Annotated in this window: 19 protein-coding genes; 9 read left to right on the top strand and 10 right to left on the bottom strand. The window is 47.0% G+C overall.

Annotated elements, in window-relative coordinates:
- Positions 1-7: 7 nt before the first annotated feature.
- The 4 genes from AZ66_RS05155 to AZ66_RS05140 form a co-directional block, all read right to left on the bottom strand.
- Complete coding sequence (locus tag AZ66_RS05155; RefSeq protein WP_044353863.1) at positions 8-976, bottom strand: type I phosphomannose isomerase catalytic subunit; 969 nt, start codon at positions 974-976, stop codon at positions 8-10.
- Between the two features lie 21 nt (positions 977-997).
- Positions 998-1393, bottom strand: a complete 396-nt coding sequence (locus AZ66_RS05150; RefSeq protein WP_044353862.1) for a VOC family protein — start codon at positions 1391-1393, stop codon at positions 998-1000.
- 106 nt (positions 1394-1499) lie between these two features.
- The gene (locus tag AZ66_RS05145) at positions 1500-2087 is read right to left on the bottom strand and encodes a class I SAM-dependent methyltransferase (RefSeq protein ID WP_044353861.1); all 588 of its coding nucleotides are present in this window, start codon (positions 2085-2087) and stop codon (positions 1500-1502) included.
- Between the two features lies 1 nt (position 2088).
- On the bottom strand, positions 2089-3057 hold the full coding sequence (locus AZ66_RS05140; protein WP_044353860.1) for a TIGR01212 family radical SAM protein: 969 nt from the start codon (positions 3055-3057) through the stop codon (positions 2089-2091).
- Positions 3058-3288: 231 nt separating this feature from the next.
- On the opposite strand from AZ66_RS05140, the gene trmB reads away from it, so the two are divergent.
- Positions 3289-4011, top strand: a complete 723-nt coding sequence (gene trmB / locus AZ66_RS05135; RefSeq protein WP_021262110.1) for a tRNA (guanosine(46)-N7)-methyltransferase TrmB — start codon at positions 3289-3291, stop codon at positions 4009-4011.
- Positions 4012-4114: 103 nt separating this feature from the next.
- On the opposite strand, the gene AZ66_RS05130 is transcribed toward trmB, so the two are convergent.
- Entirely contained in the window at positions 4115-5305 is a 1191-nt protein-coding gene (locus AZ66_RS05130) for a UDP-N-acetylglucosamine--LPS N-acetylglucosamine transferase (RefSeq protein ID WP_044353883.1), read from the bottom strand.
- Positions 5306-5391: 86 nt separating this feature from the next.
- Positions 5392-5925, bottom strand: a complete 534-nt coding sequence (locus AZ66_RS05125) for a phosphatase PAP2 family protein (RefSeq protein WP_021254458.1) — start codon at positions 5923-5925, stop codon at positions 5392-5394.
- 850 nt (positions 5926-6775) lie between these two features.
- On the opposite strand from AZ66_RS05125, the gene AZ66_RS05120 reads away from it, so the two are divergent.
- The 4 genes from AZ66_RS05120 (at position 6776) to rplT (ending at position 9470) form a co-directional block, all read left to right on the top strand.
- A complete protein-coding gene (locus AZ66_RS05120; RefSeq protein ID WP_021254459.1) occupies positions 6776-8014 on the top strand; it encodes a glycosyltransferase family 2 protein in 1239 nt (412 codons plus the stop codon).
- 286 nt (positions 8015-8300) lie between these two features.
- Complete coding sequence (infC, locus tag AZ66_RS05115; protein WP_044353859.1) at positions 8301-8801, top strand: translation initiation factor IF-3; 501 nt, start codon at positions 8301-8303, stop codon at positions 8799-8801.
- Positions 8802-8865: 64 nt separating this feature from the next.
- Positions 8866-9066, top strand: a complete 201-nt coding sequence (gene rpmI, locus AZ66_RS05110; protein WP_005548700.1) for a 50S ribosomal protein L35 — start codon at positions 8866-8868, stop codon at positions 9064-9066.
- 44 nt (positions 9067-9110) lie between these two features.
- Entirely contained in the window at positions 9111-9470 is a 360-nt protein-coding gene (rplT, locus tag AZ66_RS05105; RefSeq protein ID WP_021254461.1) for a 50S ribosomal protein L20, read from the top strand.
- 141 nt (positions 9471-9611) lie between these two features.
- Here the strand turns inward: rplT and AZ66_RS05100 are convergent, their stop codons facing one another.
- The 3 genes from AZ66_RS05100 to AZ66_RS30405 form a co-directional block, all read right to left on the bottom strand.
- A complete protein-coding gene (locus AZ66_RS05100; RefSeq protein ID WP_082061460.1) occupies positions 9612-10166 on the bottom strand; it encodes an acyl-CoA thioesterase in 555 nt (184 codons plus the stop codon).
- A gap of 214 nt (positions 10167-10380) precedes the next feature.
- Complete coding sequence (locus AZ66_RS29645) at positions 10381-11544, bottom strand: RsiV family protein (protein WP_052648401.1); 1164 nt, start codon at positions 11542-11544, stop codon at positions 10381-10383.
- A 290-nt stretch (positions 11545-11834) separates the two neighbouring features.
- Positions 11835-11990, bottom strand: a complete 156-nt coding sequence (locus AZ66_RS30405; protein ID WP_005548696.1) for a DUF1540 domain-containing protein — start codon at positions 11988-11990, stop codon at positions 11835-11837.
- A gap of 151 nt (positions 11991-12141) precedes the next feature.
- Between AZ66_RS30405 and AZ66_RS05090 the strand changes: the two genes are divergently transcribed.
- From AZ66_RS05090 to AZ66_RS05080, 3 genes are all read left to right on the top strand, one after another.
- Positions 12142-13206 carry a nucleoid-associated protein gene (locus AZ66_RS05090; RefSeq protein ID WP_021262106.1) on the top strand — a complete coding sequence of 355 codons (1065 nt, stop codon included), beginning with the start codon at positions 12142-12144 and terminating at the stop codon, positions 13204-13206.
- Positions 13207-13482: 276 nt separating this feature from the next.
- Positions 13483-14907 carry an extracellular solute-binding protein gene (locus tag AZ66_RS05085; protein WP_044353857.1) on the top strand — a complete coding sequence of 475 codons (1425 nt, stop codon included), beginning with the start codon at positions 13483-13485 and terminating at the stop codon, positions 14905-14907.
- A 94-nt stretch (positions 14908-15001) separates the two neighbouring features.
- Positions 15002-15334 carry a hypothetical protein gene (locus AZ66_RS05080; RefSeq protein ID WP_082061458.1) on the top strand — a complete coding sequence of 111 codons (333 nt, stop codon included), beginning with the start codon at positions 15002-15004 and terminating at the stop codon, positions 15332-15334.
- 101 nt (positions 15335-15435) lie between these two features.
- Here AZ66_RS05080 and AZ66_RS05075 read toward each other — a convergent pair whose 3' ends face one another.
- Positions 15436-15873: a GNAT family N-acetyltransferase gene (locus AZ66_RS05075; protein ID WP_021262103.1), complete on the bottom strand. Its 438-nt coding sequence runs from the start codon at positions 15871-15873 to the stop codon at positions 15436-15438.
- Positions 15874-16179: 306 nt separating this feature from the next.
- Here AZ66_RS05075 and AZ66_RS05070 point away from each other — a divergent pair.
- A partial coding sequence (locus tag AZ66_RS05070) for an ABC transporter substrate-binding protein (protein ID WP_044353855.1) occupies positions 16180-17302 on the top strand: 1123 nt, incomplete at its 3' end.

The following is a 17302-nucleotide window of genomic DNA, read 5'->3' as shown; positions in this document are numbered from 1 at the left end:
GCGCGCATTAAGGAGCAACAGAGCGCAATACAGTGCAGTTGCCATCAAGCGTATATTCACCAAGGTTGGCAGGAAGCAGGAAGCATTCGCCTGCTTTGAATGCGATCTGCTCGTTAGCAGTTGTGAGTGTACCTGTTCCTTCGCACACAACAAGAATGACGAAGCTCTCTTCAGTTGTAGCGAGCGCCCATGGCTTCTCAACGATGCCTTTTTCTACACGGAAGTACGGAGACTCCGCGAGCACCAGCCACTCATTAGCGACAGTGCCATTTGTAGACATGCGGGTTGCGCCAGCGCCTTCGTACGCAATGACATTCAAGGAATCCTCAATATGCAGTTCACGCGGCTTGCCGTCGAGACCTGGACGATTGTAGTCGTACAGTCGGTAAGTCGTATCGGAGTTCTGTTGGATCTCAGCGACTACGACGCCCGCACATAGTGCGTGAACCGTACCAGCTGGAATGTAGAAGGTGTCTCCGGCTTGTACAGAAACTTCTTGGAGAACCTCCATAATGCGGCCTTCTTCAATCGCCTCTGCCATTGCTACGCGATCAATGCCTTCTTTCAAACCGTAAATGATTTTCGCGCCTGGCTTCGCGTCCAGCACATACCACATCTCTGTCTTGCCCAGTTCGCCTTGCGGCAGACCTTCATACGTGTCAGTAGGGTGTACCTGAACAGAGAGATCATCATTGCAGTCCAACAGCTTGATAAGCAGTGGGAATCGGCCGTTCTTCTCAGAGAAGCCCTTGGAGCCGAACCATTCTTTGTCGTATTGTTCACGTACTTCGTCCAAGCCAAGTCCAGCCAGTTCACCGTTAACGACCTTCGTCGTACCATTCGGATGATCGCCGATCATCCAACCTTCACCAATATGTCCTTCTGGCAAATCCAATCCGAATTGCGTCAGAGCACGGCCGCCCCATACGCGTTCTTTAAATTCTGGTTGAAATTTCAATGGATAAGGTCTTGTCATGTTCTCTCACTCCCGAGTTGTCTAGTATCTAGTTGATTGGAAAAACTCAAGTCTCTCGCCGTCCGGACCCTTAAAGAAAAAATAGCGGCTGCCGTTCGGCAAGGTAACCAGTTCTTCATCAATAAGCTCAACTTGAGGCAGGCTCTTCATTCGAGCCAACTCAGCCTCTATATCGTCAACAGTGAAGGCGATATGGTGAACCCTGCCTTCTTCCGTTAAGCTTCCAGGATAACCTTCTACAAGTTCAACTTCCGTTTCGTCAGCACCGTCCCATCCGAGAAAGGCGAGGCGAATGACACTATTCGTATGGAGAAGGGTTCCTTTCAGCTTCAAGCCGATGACTTCTTCATAGAATCGAATGGATAGTTCTATATTGCGAACCATGATCCCAACGTGCTCCATTTTGCGAACTGCCATTTCACAACAACTCCTTCAATATGGTGAACAGGATGGTGGGACAGATATCGAAGCGGAAGCTGCAATCGCCAATCCAAGTGGGAAAGGCTCTACACGCGATCAGATGTTATTTGCGTTTCTCCACCGCTATGACATATGGTGCATCTGGACGCTGCAGCATTCGATAAATAACGGCTTGCCCAAGACGCGCCGGAAGAGACTCCGCCCAAGCTCGAACTTGTTCGGCTTCGTCATCGCCGCCGCTGTGTCCGGGATAGAGTACAATACTAAGCACTCCGCCAGGCCGCAGCATGGATAAACCGTTGTCGAGTGCTGTAAGTGTCGTCTCAGGGACGGTCATAATGCGCTTATCTGCTTCATTCGTAGGCAAATACCCAAGATTGAACATGATGGCAGCGGTTGTACCGGACCATTCTTCGCCCAGCACCTCATTCATGGCATGATGGCTGGCTTGAAGCAATCTGACATGTGCGTATTCGTCTTCGCCCAGCTCACGATGAAGCCGCTTACGAGTCAGCTCAAGCGCTTCATCCTGAACATCGAAGGCGGCTACTGAGCCGCGCGATCCAGTAAGGCGGGCGAGGAATAGGGTATCTACTCCTGTTCCCATCGTTGCATCAATTACGCGTTCACCGGACTGCACGCGCTCTTTCACTACTTGCTGAGCATAGCCGAGTACGGATAGAAATCCCATCTTATGACTCCCTCCAATACTTGCCCTGCCATGTGTTGCGCCGTTTCAGCTCCGCATCGATGCCATTGAGCACTTCCCATTTTTTCATGCTCCACATCGGACCAATAATTAAGTCCCGCGGTGCGTCACCTGTAACGCGGTGGACGATCATCTCCGGAGGAAGCATTTCAAGCGAATCGACGATAAGCTTGATATACTCATCCATCTCCAGAAAGCGCAGCAATCCAGCTTCATATTGCTTCACCATCGGCGTCTTGCGCATGAGATGTAGCAGATGAAGCTTAATGCCCTGCACACCCATCTGAGCGACAGCTTGGGCCGTCTCGAGCATCATACTATGCGTCTCTTGCGGTAGTCCGTAGATGATGTGGGTGCAGACACGAATATTATGCTTGCGCAGTTTCTCTACGGCTTCGATGTAGCATGCCGTGTCATGCGCGCGGTTAATAAGCTGAGATGTCGATTCATGAATCGTCTGAAGTCCCATCTCGATCCATAAATACGTGCGCTTATTAAGCTCTGCCAAGTATTCGACAACATCGTCCGGCAAACAGTCAGGCCGTGTCGCAATGGACAAGCCGACGACACCAGGCTGCTCAAGAATGACTTCGAAGTAATCTCGCAATACGTCCACTGGTGCATACGTATTCGTATAAGCTTGAAAATAGCCGATATATTTGGCGTTTGGCCATTTCGCATGTTGTCTGTCTCGAATGGTGTTGAATTGAGTGACCAGATCGTCGCGCCGACGACCAGCGAAATCTCCGGAACCACGCGAGCTGCAGAACGTACAGCCGCCAATCGCGATGCTTCCGTCCCGATTCGGACAGGTAAACCCAGCATCGAGCATCACTTTGAATACCTTTTCTCCGAATTGCTCGCGCATCTCATAATTCCATGTATGAAACCGCTTGTCTCCCCACAAGAGGGGGGAAGTCGATTGTGTGTGTATTAAGCCGTCCAATGGCATACAAGCCCTTTCAATTGCAGTGTAAGTTGATTGTTATGCAAAACGTGCGCCGTCCATAACGGAAGCTTATTGATAACAATCCCATTGTATTATTGTAGCAGATTTAGCCGTAAAAGCGAAGACAGCGGGCAGCTCTGTTGTTCTTATTTGCCTGCATCGCCGTCTTTACTTTTTATCGCTGGTCATGCACAATAAGGGCTTGGAGCATAATCAGTATGGAGGAAAGTACACATGCGCTTACGTGGCAAAAGAGGAGCAAAAGAGCTGCTTGCAGAGCAAACCGACTTGGTCGTGCTTGAGCCGGAGCAGTTGAAGGGCAAATGGAGTGAGGCGTTCGGAAATGACCGCCCCATATATGTTGAGCTGGGAATGGGAAAAGGGCAATTCATCAGTAAGATGAGCTTGAAATACCCAGACATCAACTTCATCGGTGTGGATATGTACGATGAGTTGATCGCTCGTGGATGTGAGAAGGCTCGCTTATTTCGAGAAGAAGCAGGAATGCAGGAAGCGTCCAACCTGAGACTAGTGCGCGCGAATGTCGAATTTTTGGAGCAAATTTTCGCAGAAGGCGAACTTGAGCGCGTATACTTGAACTTCAGTGATCCGTGGCCGAAGAAGAAGCACGCACGCCGTCGCTTGACTCATTCGCGTCTTGTTGAGAAGTATCGTTACGCGTTGAGCGATACAGGTGAGATTCATTTCAAAACGGACTCAGAGACATTGTTCGAGTTTTCCTTGAACTCCTTCGCAGAGATGGGGCTTCAAATGCGGAATATCTCCTTGAACCTGCATCGTGATGGTATCAATGAAGAGCATGTCATGACAGAGTACGAAGAGAAATTTATGGGCAAAGGCATGAATATTCATCGTGTCGAGGTGCTCGTTGGGGATCAAGCATACAAGCAGTACCGCTCTTCCTTGCCTCACAATGAGCCTTACAAATCCCGTTAATTCCGGGTCGCAATCATATATGGATGATCAAAAAAGCCGCTATTCTGCATGAATGATGGATGACAGTGCTTCATCATTCGCATGCTTGATAGCGGCTTTACTATTATTCGATTGAAGTAAATGGCACATTCATCATTTGTAGGATTGCTTCCGCACATACCTTAGGATGATAACGTGATGCCTTCTGCTCATGCTCTAAGCGGCGTGCGGAGACCTCATCGTAATGATGTACAAGAAGATTCATCCATTTCGTAATCGTATGTGCAGACTCGATCGACTCGCCATATCCCTTCTCCGTGAAGTAGTGGGCATTCTCTTCCTCTTGGCCGGGAAGCGGCTGATAGAAGAGCATCGGAATCCCCTTGGCCAGCGCCTCGGTACAAGTCATCCCGCCTGGCTTAGTAACAAGCAGGTCGGACACATCCATCAATTGGTCAACTTCCTTGGTGTAACCCATCAGATGAATATTCTCATACTGGAAGCGAGGATTCTCCAGCATACGACGGCGAAGTTTCTCATTATTCCCGATACAAAAAATAAACTGTACATCTTTGCGCCAGCGGGTGAGCAGCTCTGTGGATTGTGTCGAATCCATCATTCCCCAGCCGCCGCCCATGACGAGTACAGTCGGCATGTCTTTCAGCCCGAAGCGAGCGCGGATGGATGATTTGCCCATTCCATCATGCGGCTCCCAGAAATTCGGATGGACAGGAATCCCTGTCACTTGTATGGAATCGCTGCTTACGCCATGCAGTTCTAGCTTCTCCTTCACCTCTGGCGTTGAGACGAAATAGCGATTCACAGCCGGACTCACCCAGGCTGCATGCGCATCATAATCGGTAATGACCGTACAGAGCGGGACATTGAGTCCAAGTCGACGCAATCGGGAAATGACAGCGCTTGGGATCGGATGAGTGCATACGATCATATCAGGCTTAAGCTGGCGCATAACGGACATAGCATGAGTGTAGAATACCCGGTGCAGCGCCATTGTAGTCAGTCGATTTAGCGATCTATTATACTGCGTCTTATACATAAAGCCTACCAGCTTCGGCTGTACAAGCACAGTCTTGCGATATGCTTCTATAATGAGCGGAGCTGTCTTGGGGTTAAGGAAGCTCCCAAGCTCCATCACACGAGTTTGCACATGCGGAGACAGCTTGCGAAGGCTGACAGCAAGTGCATGGGCAGCTTGGGTGTGGCCAGCTCCGAAACGCTCTGACAGCAGCAGGATACGCTTCTTTCCTTCGTGCTCGGCACCAAGAGTGATGCCGGAAGGAAGTGTAAATGTCATTGCTTGATGCACGGTATTTCACCCTTTTAATCGATCTTCTAGATATATCATAATTTCTATTACCCTACTATACCCGATGTCCGCAATTACACAATAGGCCATAAAGCAACGGTGCTTACGGCAGCGCCTGTACCGATGAATGCACCAGCAAGACAGTCGGATGGATAGTGAAGTCCTAAGTACATACGGGACAGTGCGACGATACATGCAATCGGCAGAAGTCCCCATGACAGAGTCGGATTAGCTATTATGAGCGGGACAACGACTGAGAATATGGCTGTCGTATGTCCAGAAGGAAATGAATGGTCAACAAGCGGCTTGCGGAATGTGCGTATATTAGGCAATGCTAAGTGTGGACGCACACGCGGATACCACTTCTTAATTAAGGCGACAGGCAGATGGCTAACGGCAAGTGCAGCAACACATTGCCAGCCAACGATATTCCATGGATTAGGCGCCAGCCAGGCAAGCAGCAAGGTAAAGGCAATCGTAAAGGTTGCCCCGCCCAGATGGGTCAATGTATACAATATAATATTCATGCTCCGGTGATGCAGCCGGTGATTAATCCAAAAGAATAATTGACGCTCACGATTACCCAGCCACGCGATAACACGGGTCATGTCGGTTCCTCCGTTATCCGGTATTTAATAATATGATCGTAACAGCGTAACATTAACAGAAGATGATGGGTTTGTGAATTTTATCTGAAGTCGCTACAAGTTCAAAGAGCATCTTTAATCATATTTTCAAATGCCGAGCATTTCAACAAGTTATTCCTATTTTACCTTGAAGTGATACTGCCTGCAAAATCGCGAATTACGCACGTAGAATGCCTATTTCTTCGATTATCTTCCTGTAGTGCCCTATAATGAAAGGTGTAGCATGTACGGTAGGATTATGCGGTGAATCCGCTATGACAGAGGTTATGGATGGTAATGGTTCTATACATTAGCATCTTTGGCAATGCTGTATGAAGATAATGCCAGAGACATGTTTTCCATATATTCCAAACGGGTAATAAACATTACCTGAAACTTTCTTCCGTTGTAATACGTCCATAATAAAGAGAGGGCATATCCCTAACACAAAAAAAGTAAATTGTTCCATTCTCATTGTCTTTCGGATCCTGGATCAGCTTTGAAAGAACAGCAAATTTTGACGAAAAGGGGGTCAAAAGCCATAATTTCTTAGCATTTGGATGAAAATATAACATAACCTTGCGGGAAAGCATGATTCGATGCGACTTCGCACAGTAACTTCGGCGATAATGTTCATATTCAAGCGTTGAAAGCCAATAAAAGGTTTTGACAAATGAAAGCAAACATTAGAAAATCGTGATCGACCGTTTTCAGCGGGGTAAACCATATATAGAGTTGATGAGCATGCGTTCATACATAAAAAGAGAGCGCCATGTTCGTTGACGCAACAATGAAATTGAAGTAGGGGTTATTTAAAAGGGGGACACCAAGCATGGTGGATACGTTATTTATCGTCTTGCAGGTTCTGCTGGCCGCGATTGGGGTGTACCAGTTTACCTTGTCGCTGTTCGGTATTTACCGCAAAAAAGAGAAAAAAGTATACGAACCGCAAAAATCCTTCGCTGTGCTCGTAGCAGCGCACAATGAAGAAGCCGTTATTGGAGCATTGGTTGAAAATCTGAAGGCGTTGGATTATCCGAGAGAAATGTACGACGTGTTTGTCATCTGTGACAATTGCACGGACGGTACAGCCGATATCGTAAGAGAGCATGGCGTATATGCTTGCGAACGGCATAATCCGCATCAACGAGGCAAGGGTCATGCCATCGAATGGATGTTGAAGAATCTGTGGGAAATGCCGCGTCAATACGATGCAGTTGTTATGCTTGACGCTGACAACTTGGTAAGCAAAGACTTTTTGACTGAAATGAACAACGATCTGTGCTCGGGGGCACGCGTTATTCAAGGATACATCGATACGAAGAATCCAGAGGATTCTTGGATTACAGCCGCATATGGCGTAACATACTGGTACTGCAACCGTCTATGGCAGTTGTCCCGTAAGAACTTGAACATGGCTAACTTCCTCGGCGGTACAGGAATGTGCTTCGAGAGCAAGCTGCTGAAGGAAATGGGCTGGGGTGCAACGAGCTTGGTTGAGGACTTGGAGTTCACTGCCCGCTGTGTGAAAAACGGCATCAACCCAGTGCTGAACTACAATGCACGCGTGTTTGATGAAAAGCCGCTTACGTTCAAGGCATCGGCTCGTCAGCGTTTGCGCTGGATGCAAGGTCACTTTACCGTAGCGCGTCGTTATTTCTTCCCGCTGCTGTGGCAGAGCATCAAGGAGCGTAACTTGGCGAAATTCGATATGGCGCTATACACAATTACGGTGTATACAGTCTTGGTTACTTTCCTCATGACGGCGTTCATGTGGGTAGATGCAGCATTCTTCAATGGGCCAAACGTGGCAACGTTCTTCCAGTACCTGCCTGAGTGGGTTCCGGTTGTGTCACTTGTGCTGTCCTGTGCTGTATTCGTACTGGCGTTAATTTTGGAAGGTGTCAAGTCTTGGCGCATCTATGCATCTCTGATTACATTCCCAGTATTCTTGCTGTCCTGGTGGCCGATTACGTTCTACGCATTCTTCACTCAGAACAACAAGGTATGGAGCCACACTGAGCATACACGAGTTGTGCGCTTGGAAGAGATGCAAGGCAAGCAAGTGTAAGGCGTAAAAAAATAATAACAGTGGCTTGACTTGGTCCAGTTCATTGTGATATATTATTCAAGTATTTGAAACACATATTGCAATTGGAAAGAAGAAGCCCACGCTTCTCACCTGACCGACATGTTGTTGGCTGGTTATGACTCGCACTGCCTTGGCAGTGCTCACTAGATTAGAATGTCTATGTGAGGGATGTGGGCTCGATGAGCTTGCATCCCTTTTTTATGCGATAACCAGTTAGATGCAGGAAATTCGATTATGGAGGTGGCACACCATTAGCAAGGATCATTTGATTAACGAGGACATTCGTGCAAGAGAGGTTCGCTTAGTTGGTGCAGCTGGAGAGCAGATCGGCATTACGCCGTTCCGCGAAGCGCTGCAAATGGCTTACGACGCTAACTTGGACTTGGTAAACGTGGCTCCGCAGGCAAAACCGCCTGTATGTCGTATCATGGACTACGGAAAGTTCCGTTACGAGCAACAGAAGAAAGAGAAGGAAGCGCGTAAGAACCAGAAGATCGTCGATGTGAAGGAAGTATGGTTCCGCGCCAATATCGAGGAGCATGATTTCAATACGAAGCTCCGCAATGTCTTGAAGTTTCTGGGTGACGGAGATAAAGTGAAATGCTCTGTTCGCTTCCGCGGACGTGAAATCACGCATGCTGATATCGGGAAGAAAGTGTTGGAGCGCGTTCTGAAAGAAGCTACTGAGCTTTGCATCGTAGAGCGCACACCGAAGCTGGAAGGCCGCAGCATGATTATGATTTTGGCGCCGAAGACGAACAGCTAATTCGGCCCGCCGCGCAGGAGAAGGCGGCGGATAAGAGAATACCGAACTTGAGGAGGAAACGATAATGCCTAAAATGAAAACGCACAGCAGCTTGAAAGGCCGCTTCAAAATTACGGGTACAGGTAAAGTACGCCGCTACAAAGCGTACCGCAATCACTTGCTTTCCCACAAATCGAACCGCACGAAGCGCGTTCTTGCTACTAGCCCAGTAATGGCAGCAGGCGACGTTCGTCGTATGAAGCAACAATTGGCTAACTTGAAATAAGCAATTATACGGAAACATCGAATCGATTGGGAGGTTAATACGAAATGGCTCGAGTAAAAGGCGGATTTACGACACGTCGTCGTCATAAAAAAGTATTAAAATTGGCAAAAGGGTACTTCGGTTCCAAACACAGATTGTTCAAAACAGCTAACGAGCAAGTGATGAAATCCTTGCTGTACGCTTACCGCGATCGTCGCGTTAAGAAGCGTGACTTCCGCAAATTGTGGATCGCTCGTATCAACGCAGCGGCTCGCATGAACGGCTTGTCCTACAGCAAATTCATGCACGGCTTGAAATTGGCTGGTGTTGAAGTGAACCGCAAAATGTTGGCTGATTTGGCAGTGAACGATATCAACGCGTTCAACTCCTTGGCTACAGTTGCAAAAGAAAAAGTTAACGCGTAAGAGTGCGTTGATATAAGAAAAGCAGCGATTTCGAAACTAATTCGAAACGCTGCTTTTTTTCATATAGAGAATAGAAAACATCATTTGCAGATCATTTGCTTTCTATTCTCGTTATGGAAATGAGTAAAGGTGTTATGTTGTTTACTCCCAGTACTTGCTCGTCGTTAGCTTATCCGCCAACTGTTTGCTAGCTACACGTCTTACCTTGCGCAGCTCTGCTCGCTCTGTGGCCGATTCATGAAGCAGCTTCTCTTCCTCCGTATCGGGAATAACAGGGGGCACAAGCGCTGCTGAGCCGTCCTCATGACGTGCTACGAAGGTTAAGAAGGAGGTAGCAGCTACAACGCGCTCGCCGGTATATAGCTGTTCTGCAATGACCTTGACGAACACTTCAATGCTAGTCTTGCCTGTCCAAGTGACGAAGGACTCTAGGCAGACGGAATCTGTGGGACGAATCGGCCGTAGAAAATCTACGGAATCCGTGGATGCAGTCACGACATTATGACGGCAGTGCCGCATCGCAGAGATGGATGCTGTCTCGTCAATAAGACTCATCAGCTTACCGCCGAACAGCGTCTGATGGTTATTGACATCGTTGGGGAATACACGACCGGTCTTGAAGACGCGGGATTCCTTGCAGTGTTTGGGTGCAGGAAGTGAAGTTGTTGTTGATTGTTGTTCTGACATAGCCTTCATTACGCCCTTTCTAAGAAGTCATAGGTATATTATAAAGGGTTCACTCTCATTCATGCGGAAGAAAAAAATGACATTCGGGCATGAAAAGAAAAGGACTGACACAAGGAATGCCAGTCCAACAAAATTTGCGGTTAGAGTATGCTTATTGCTGCTAATTGCTGCTTGTTCGTGTGCTCGATTGGCTGATGCGGCGTTATGCCTTCTTAAGCCCTCATTAAGCCTTCAGTGCCTGCTTGAAAGAGTCAGACAGCTTCGATTGAATCGAAGCAAGCTGGATTTTGAAGTTTTGCGGTCCATCTGCTCCAGGAGCAATTTCATAACGGTCGAACGTCAGCACGAGGTAACCGTTCGATACATAGAAGTTTTGTGTTTCTTTAATTTGTTCGAAATTAAAATCAGCTTTGTTCTTCTTCAGAGCAATTTGATTGCGAACGACATTGCCAAGCAGGGATTTATAATCGGTATCCTTGTTGAACAGATCGCCAAGCTGCAGGGCATGCGCATTCTCTTCATTCAGGAAGGTATATGTGTCTGTACGGCTGGCGCCGTTAGCCTCTGCGCTCGTGATTTTGTACGTGTCGGCAATCAGGGACATGACATTGCCGCTCTTCACGAAGCGGAATTCAGAATTCAACACAGCCGGTTCGAAGGAAGCTTTCTGTTTTTTCGCAGCTTCAGCGGCTTTTTTGGAAGCTTCATAAACTTCAGCTTTTTCCTTCGTTGCATGACGCATCAAAATATCATTTAACTGCTCTTCGTATTTGCTGTCTTTCAAGCCCGATAGAACAGGTACACTCATATTGACATGCACAAATTTATTTGTGGCTTTAATTGGCTGTTTTGCTGCCTTTGGCGTTGGAATTGCGGATATGTACATTTCGGACAATTTGCCGAAGCCTTGCAGATCAAAGAATACGTTGTTCGTTTTCCAGTGTGCCGTATAATCGGAAGGTGCCGATTTATCCAGAGCAGGCTCAAAAGCTTTGCCCAGCTCTTTGGAAATTTGAGGTGCTAATTGTTTCGCCATTTCATTGTCGAATACGAGCGTTACTTGGTACACCTTGTTGTTATCGTCCAGTATGTACTGTGCAGTAACTGGATTTTTCAAATTGAACCATTTTTCTTTGAACTCGATCATCGTTGCTTTTTTGCCTGTATATTCGATTTTCCCTTTGCCTTTGCTTTGCTGCAATTGTTTCAAGGTAAGACCAAGACCAACTTTGTTTGTTGTATATGTATTGTTCAATGGAGTCGCTGTTGTTTGAGTAGGAGTAACTGCTTTGCCTGCAGCGGGGGCCGCGTAAGCTGCTGCGCCCATGTTCGCGATCATTGTGCAGGAGAGTGCAAGTGTAACAACTGTTTTTTTCGTTTTTTTCATCGATGTTTCAATCCCTTCGTGTGTACGATCTTCTGTGATGACTGCTCTAATAGTATATTCCTTGGAGAGATCGAAGAGTTTACAGCAGAATAACAATCGAACGGGAAAAAGAAACAATCTTTTCATTGAAAGCGGCTTATGTATGACGATGTATTCATGATTGAGAGGAATGAGGGGAGAAAGAAGGGGAAGAGGTGATGTGTGTATAAACGCATCCATAGTTGAGAATAATTATCACTGTAAGCAATTCGTGCGTTAGCAAGGGCGGCGTGACGGCCGCCCCATTCTACTTACAGCTTTGGTTCGAATGTCTTGCAGTCCGTGTCACCGGAATCTCCAGCTTGCTTGCCACGATTGTTCACTACATAGATAGAAGTCGCAGCACATTTGTTACCTGCTGCCCAGTACTTGCAGGAGTTTACTTCACATAGTACGTCCTTAGCCATGGTCGATTCACCTCCTCTCCTTACTAACTTCGCCAGTGGGCACCTCTTTTTATACATCTAGGAGAAGTTTCTATCATTTTGTAGTTTCCGAATCCTATCCTTTTTCGTTACAATAGAGGAATGTGACTTCGAGAAGAGGAGTGGGAATTACATGATCGATCTATCCAAGGTGGACATTCACCAGATGGTGATTCATAAGGTGGGCAACCAATCCAAAGATGAAGGAGTTCGTGTATCGAACGAACTGTACCATATACCGAATGACGACATACGCGAGACGCTGCTTAAATATTTTATCTCCAGCTTTAAGTTTGACATGCATTATACGTTCCAGCATGAAGCTGAGTTACCCTTGAATGAAATGTATACCTATGCGAGCCGCACATTCCAGCAGGCGGGCTCGTTCCATGAACAGTCTGTTCATATGCTGAATCATTTGTATGAGCAATCCTCGCATCCGCAAATTAAGGCTGGCGAGCTGTACGTTGTGCACCTGAATAATATTTTGTACAACAATTTCAGTATTGATGCGATCGGGATCTTTAAGTCCGAAAATAAGGATGTATATATGCGAATTGATGAGCTAGCATCCGATGACTTGGGTCTTCAGGTGGAGCAGGGCATTAATATTCGCAAGCTCGACAAGGGCTGCATTATTTTGAACGTGCATGCGGACTCTGGTTACGTATTGGGCGTCGTTGACACGTCAGCGGGCAAAGGCGGAGAGGCAGCACAATATTGGATGGAGGACTTCCTCAATGTGAAGCTGCTTGAGGATGAGCATTATTTAACGGACAAGGCAATCGATATGTGCACGCAATTCTATGAAGATGTCATCGTTCCGGCTGCGGAAGAGCGCCCTGAGAAGAAGGACAAGCTGATGTTCATTAATAGTACGATGGAGTACTTTGCGAAGCATGAGCAATTCGAGGAGGAAGCATTCGCAGAAGAGGTTATCGGGCAGCCTGAGCTTGTACCGTTGTTCAAGGCATATAAGGAAACATTTGAGGAGGCCAATGAGCTGCCTCCGATTACGGAAATCCCCATTTCGCAGCCTGCATTGAAGAAGGCCAAGCGCTCTCATAAGAACAATATCCGTACAGACACGGGGATCGATATGAAGCTCAAGCCAGAGAGCTTTCCATTCATTGAAAAGGGCTATGATGAAGAACGCGGCATGCATTATTACAAAGTTTTCTTTCATGAAGAAGAATAGAGTGAATATGATTCAATCCACTACATCCATACCAGAATTGGTATGGATTTTTGTTTGATTGCATGGATATTTGTAGTTTTAGAACAAAAAGCCGAATTTATTGCAATATATTTAAAATGTTAATTTCACAGATTGAATATAATGTAACCCTAGGAAGCAGCAGAGATCGCAATTCAAAACAATAGGTGCGAATGTAGTATCAAGTCATGTCATCGATGATTTTTTCCTTGAAGTGGGCAGACAGGAAGGGAAAGAATAAGAGGAGGGCTTGAGTTTATGAGAAAATTGAAAACGCTGTCAATTATGCTGGTCACGCTATCGATGCTGCTCTTATCTGCGTGCGGCGGAGCGGGAGGAACAACAGAAGGAGCGAAGCAGCCGGAGAAGCAGGAGGCGCAGAGCCAAGGGAATGACGAGAAGAAAGGGGAGACAAAGAAGGAAGAGACACCAGCCGTTCAAGAGCCAGAGAAGAAAGAGCTCCCCGCTTTTGATATGGGTGGTGAACCCGTCAAGTTTATGGCTTGGGGAGGATTGCCGAAGGAAGGCGAATCCAATGCGGGCGATGAGCGTCTGAAGCGAATGAAGGAGATTGAGCAGAAATACAACACGAAGATTGAGTGGATCGTTGTTCCATGGGGCGAGGGACAGAGCAAAATTGCTGCTGGCGCATTGTCTGGTGAGGCTCCGGCAGACTTCGTGCTGATGAACATGTACTTGGCCTTCCCAAGCTTAGCGGAAAAAGGGTACTTGCGTACAGTCGATGATGTATTCAACTTCGACGATCCGAAATGGCCGTCCTCGCTGCGCAGCTCTGGCGCTTATAAGGATAAAGTATATGGAGTTGTCGAGAATATTGATTCCGGTGCAGGGATGTATTATAACCGAACGATGCTGAAAAAGCTTGGTCTGACCGATCCTCATGAACTCGTGAAGAAGGATGAATGGAACTGGGATCATTTTAAGGAAATGGCCAAAAAGGCGACACAGGATTTAAATGGGGACGGAAAAACCGATCAATGGGGAATCGTATCCTATGCGCCAATTTTCACCCGTCAGGCCATCTATTCGAATAACGGCAGCATCGTGGAGACGATGGACGACAAGCTTACTTTTACAATGGGTGAGCCAAATGCGATGGAAGCGCTGCGTTTCGTTTATGATTTGTTTGCAACAGACAAGGTTATTATGCCCAACAAAAACGGCAGCATGGCAGACTATGAGGATACCCAGGCGATGTTCAATACTGGTAAGGCGCTATTCGTGACCGGAGAAATTTGGGAGGCATGGGGCCGCAAGGAAATGGCCGATGAATTTGGCTATGTTTATTTCCCGAAAGGTCCAAAAGGAACTGATTACACAAGTCCCAACCCAGGCATGGCGATGTGGTTCATGCCGGCGAATGTGAAGAAGGCGAAGGAGAAAGCACAAATTTATGAGGATTGGATTTTGTGGGATAAATTGAAGGACAACCAAAGAGAAAGCAATGAGTTGGTGTTCCAGACACCTGAGGATGTGGATGTTGCTATGGATATCCCTACGAAAAATATTACACTCTATCATGATGGCATTGGTGATGTAGGGAAAATGTACAACGAAGCCATCGTGTCATTTACGAAAGGGAAGGATACGCCTGAATCGGCAGTGGAGAAAATGAAAAAGCCCGCGCAAAATATTATCGATTCCGTGGTCAATACGAAGTAAAGTGACACAGATTCATAGATTCAAGGCCAATATCCAATCCGTATGTTCGTAACGGACATACCATGTAGGGTACACCGGTGAAGGAGGGAGTATTATGCGTGGTGTGACGAAAGAACAGGCTAGAAGCTTAATCGGCCAGAAAATCTATGTTCAGCATAAAGACGGTAGCGTCGTAAGCGGCAAGCTGCTTGAGGTGAAGGGCAACCGGCTTGTGCTGGAACAAGGCAAAGGGAAAAAAGTAAAGACGAAAGCGATTATCCCGCTTGTCTTATTTGACTTGCTGGCAATCGGCACGGCGCCTTTTGCATTTGGCGGCTATGGAGGCTATGGTAGCGGATATCCGTATGGTGGCGGCTATGGATATTCCGGGTACGGAGGACCAGGGTCATATGGCGGATTTTACGGAGGATATGGATACTATAGATAACATGCGGACATAAGGAAGATCTGCAAATAGAAGAGCGTAGTTACCTGCTAAGCATAGAAGAGTCGACAGTGAGCCCGGGCAAATGCCCGGGCTACTCGCTCTTACAATTTCTTTCCCATCTCATGGCACACCACGGCGGGAACAAAGCGAATGAATCGATACCCTCTGCGTTCATAGAATCGTTCTGCCCGCACATTACCGTAATCGACCATCATGCGTGCTTGGGCGCATCGCTTGTATTTCCCGTATTGCTCAGCTTTTCTCATTAGTTGCCTTCCGATGCCTCGATGCTGCGAATCTTGAGCAACGGCCAGCATATCGATAATGAGCGTACCTTCTCTTACATATACATGAACAAATCCTATCGTTCGATTGTGACGATCAACGGCGACATACGTGGGCCCTACCTTCAACCGTTCAGGAATTTCCTTCAATAATTGCTCATGGCTTGCGCTCAGATGGGAGTGTGGGAGCAGCTCCCGCTTCACAAGCTGTATAATTGCTTCATCGTCTAGTACAGGCCGTCGAAGTCGGATCATAGGCATTACCTCTGTTCCGTTTGTTTTTCTTAGTTTATGACTTTATTGATCGAGCGGTGATCATCGATTATTTTTTCATGAGATTTCGGAAAAAAAGCCGACTACTGTGAACTATAGTCAAAATGCTTCCAGAGATAAAAGCATATAATGTGAATAACCTTAAGGGGGATACATCCAAAATTTACAGACATTATGGATGATCATTCTAAATAGAGAGAAGCTGTCCGGGATGAATCGAGGCTAGCGGTTATTGTCTATCGCTATCTAGCAGATGAATAGGGTTCATAATAAGCAGGGGGGATACCAATGAAACCTAAAATGAAAGCGTTCGCAATCATGCTTGTTGCACTAACGATGCTGCTCGTCACCGCTTGCTCAGGCTCTGGGGGGAATACAGCTCAGTCGCCGCAGGAACAGCCCAAAACAGAGGCTCCGAAGGAAGAACCCAAAAAAGAGGAACCAAAGGAAGAACCTAAATCGGAGAAAAAGGAGCTGCCCGCGTTTGATATGGGTGGAGAGCCAGTGCGATTCCTGACATGGGGCAAAGGGCTAGAGGAAGGCAAATCGAATGCTGAAGATATTCGCTATAAGCGGATGAAAGAAATAGAGAAGAAATACAATACGAAAATTGAATGGATTACGATACCGTGGGGCGAAGGAGCAGAGAAGATTGCACAAGGCGCACTATCGGGAGAAGCGCCGGCGGACTTTGTTATCCTCGATTTATATTTGGCATTTCCTAACCTGCCGAACAAAGGCTATTTGCTGCCGGTAGACGATTTATTCGACTATAACGATCCGAAATGGCCGAAGCGAATTAAGGAGTTCTCCTCGTTTGCAGGCAAATCCTACGGGATCTTAGAAGATTCAGGAGCAGGAGCAGGCATATTCTTCAATCGCTCCATGCTGAAGCGCGAAGGTCTGGAAGATCCGCAAGAGCTTGCGAAGAAGGGCGAGTGGACATGGGATAAATATTTGGAAATGGCCAAGAAAGCAACTAAGGATACGAATGGAGACGGTGCAACCGATCAATGGGGGATTGTATCCTACGCGCCGGTGCAAGCCCGTCAAGCGGTGTACTCGAATGCAGGAAGTATTATTGATTACAAGGACGGCAAGCTGCAATTTACACTCGGTGAGCCGAATGCAATGGAAGCGCTCCGATTCCTAGGCGATTTATACACGACACATAAGGTGGCAATGCCGAACCGCAATGGCAACTTCGAAGATTACAACGAATCGCAGAAAGTGTTCAACAGCGGGAAAGCGTTATTCGTGCCGGGAGAGATCTGGGAAGGCTCTACACGCCAAGATATGACGGATGAATATGGATTTGTATATTATCCGAAAGGGCCGAAGGCAACCGATTATGCGAACCCGATTACAAACTTCACGATGTGGTTCATGCCGGCTAACGTGAAGAAGGCCA

The sequence above is a fragment of the Paenibacillus sp. E194 genome (assembly GCF_000935845.1).
Lineage (GTDB): Bacteria > Bacillota > Bacilli > Paenibacillales > Paenibacillaceae > Paenibacillus_B > Paenibacillus_B alvei_B.
Note: the sequence above shows the minus strand (reverse complement) of the source record. Positions and strands in the feature narration are given on the sequence as shown.

Coding starts and splice junctions, on each gene's coding strand:
- AZ66_RS29645 (WP_052648401.1), bottom strand. CDS start 11,544: ATGAAAAAAACGAAAAAAACAGTTGTTACACTTGCACTCTCCTGCACA.
- AZ66_RS30405 (WP_005548696.1), bottom strand. CDS start 11,990: ATGGCTAAGGACGTACTATGTGAAGTAAACTCCTGCAAGTACTGGGCA.
- AZ66_RS05075 (WP_021262103.1), bottom strand. CDS start 15,873: ATGATCCGACTTCGACGGCCTGTACTAGACGATGAAGCAATTATACAG.
- AZ66_RS05120 (WP_021254459.1), top strand. CDS start 6,776: ATGGTGGATACGTTATTTATCGTCTTGCAGGTTCTGCTGGCCGCGATT.
- trmB (WP_021262110.1), top strand. CDS start 3,289: ATGCGCTTACGTGGCAAAAGAGGAGCAAAAGAGCTGCTTGCAGAGCAA.
- rplT (WP_021254461.1), top strand. CDS start 9,111: ATGGCTCGAGTAAAAGGCGGATTTACGACACGTCGTCGTCATAAAAAA.
- AZ66_RS05145 (WP_044353861.1), bottom strand. CDS start 2,087: ATGGGATTTCTATCCGTACTCGGCTATGCTCAGCAAGTAGTGAAAGAG.
- rpmI (WP_005548700.1), top strand. CDS start 8,866: ATGCCTAAAATGAAAACGCACAGCAGCTTGAAAGGCCGCTTCAAAATT.
- AZ66_RS05085 (WP_044353857.1), top strand. CDS start 13,483: ATGAGAAAATTGAAAACGCTGTCAATTATGCTGGTCACGCTATCGATG.
- AZ66_RS05130 (WP_044353883.1), bottom strand. CDS start 5,305: ATGACATTTACACTTCCTTCCGGCATCACTCTTGGTGCCGAGCACGAA.
- AZ66_RS05150 (WP_044353862.1), bottom strand. CDS start 1,393: ATGGCAGTTCGCAAAATGGAGCACGTTGGGATCATGGTTCGCAATATA.
- AZ66_RS05140 (WP_044353860.1), bottom strand. CDS start 3,057: ATGCCATTGGACGGCTTAATACACACACAATCGACTTCCCCCCTCTTG.
- AZ66_RS05155 (WP_044353863.1), bottom strand. CDS start 976: ATGACAAGACCTTATCCATTGAAATTTCAACCAGAATTTAAAGAACGC.
- AZ66_RS05080 (WP_082061458.1), top strand. CDS start 15,002: ATGCGTGGTGTGACGAAAGAACAGGCTAGAAGCTTAATCGGCCAGAAA.
- AZ66_RS05125 (WP_021254458.1), bottom strand. CDS start 5,925: ATGACCCGTGTTATCGCGTGGCTGGGTAATCGTGAGCGTCAATTATTC.
- AZ66_RS05090 (WP_021262106.1), top strand. CDS start 12,142: ATGATCGATCTATCCAAGGTGGACATTCACCAGATGGTGATTCATAAG.
- AZ66_RS05100 (WP_082061460.1), bottom strand. CDS start 10,166: ATGAAGGCTATGTCAGAACAACAATCAACAACAACTTCACTTCCTGCA.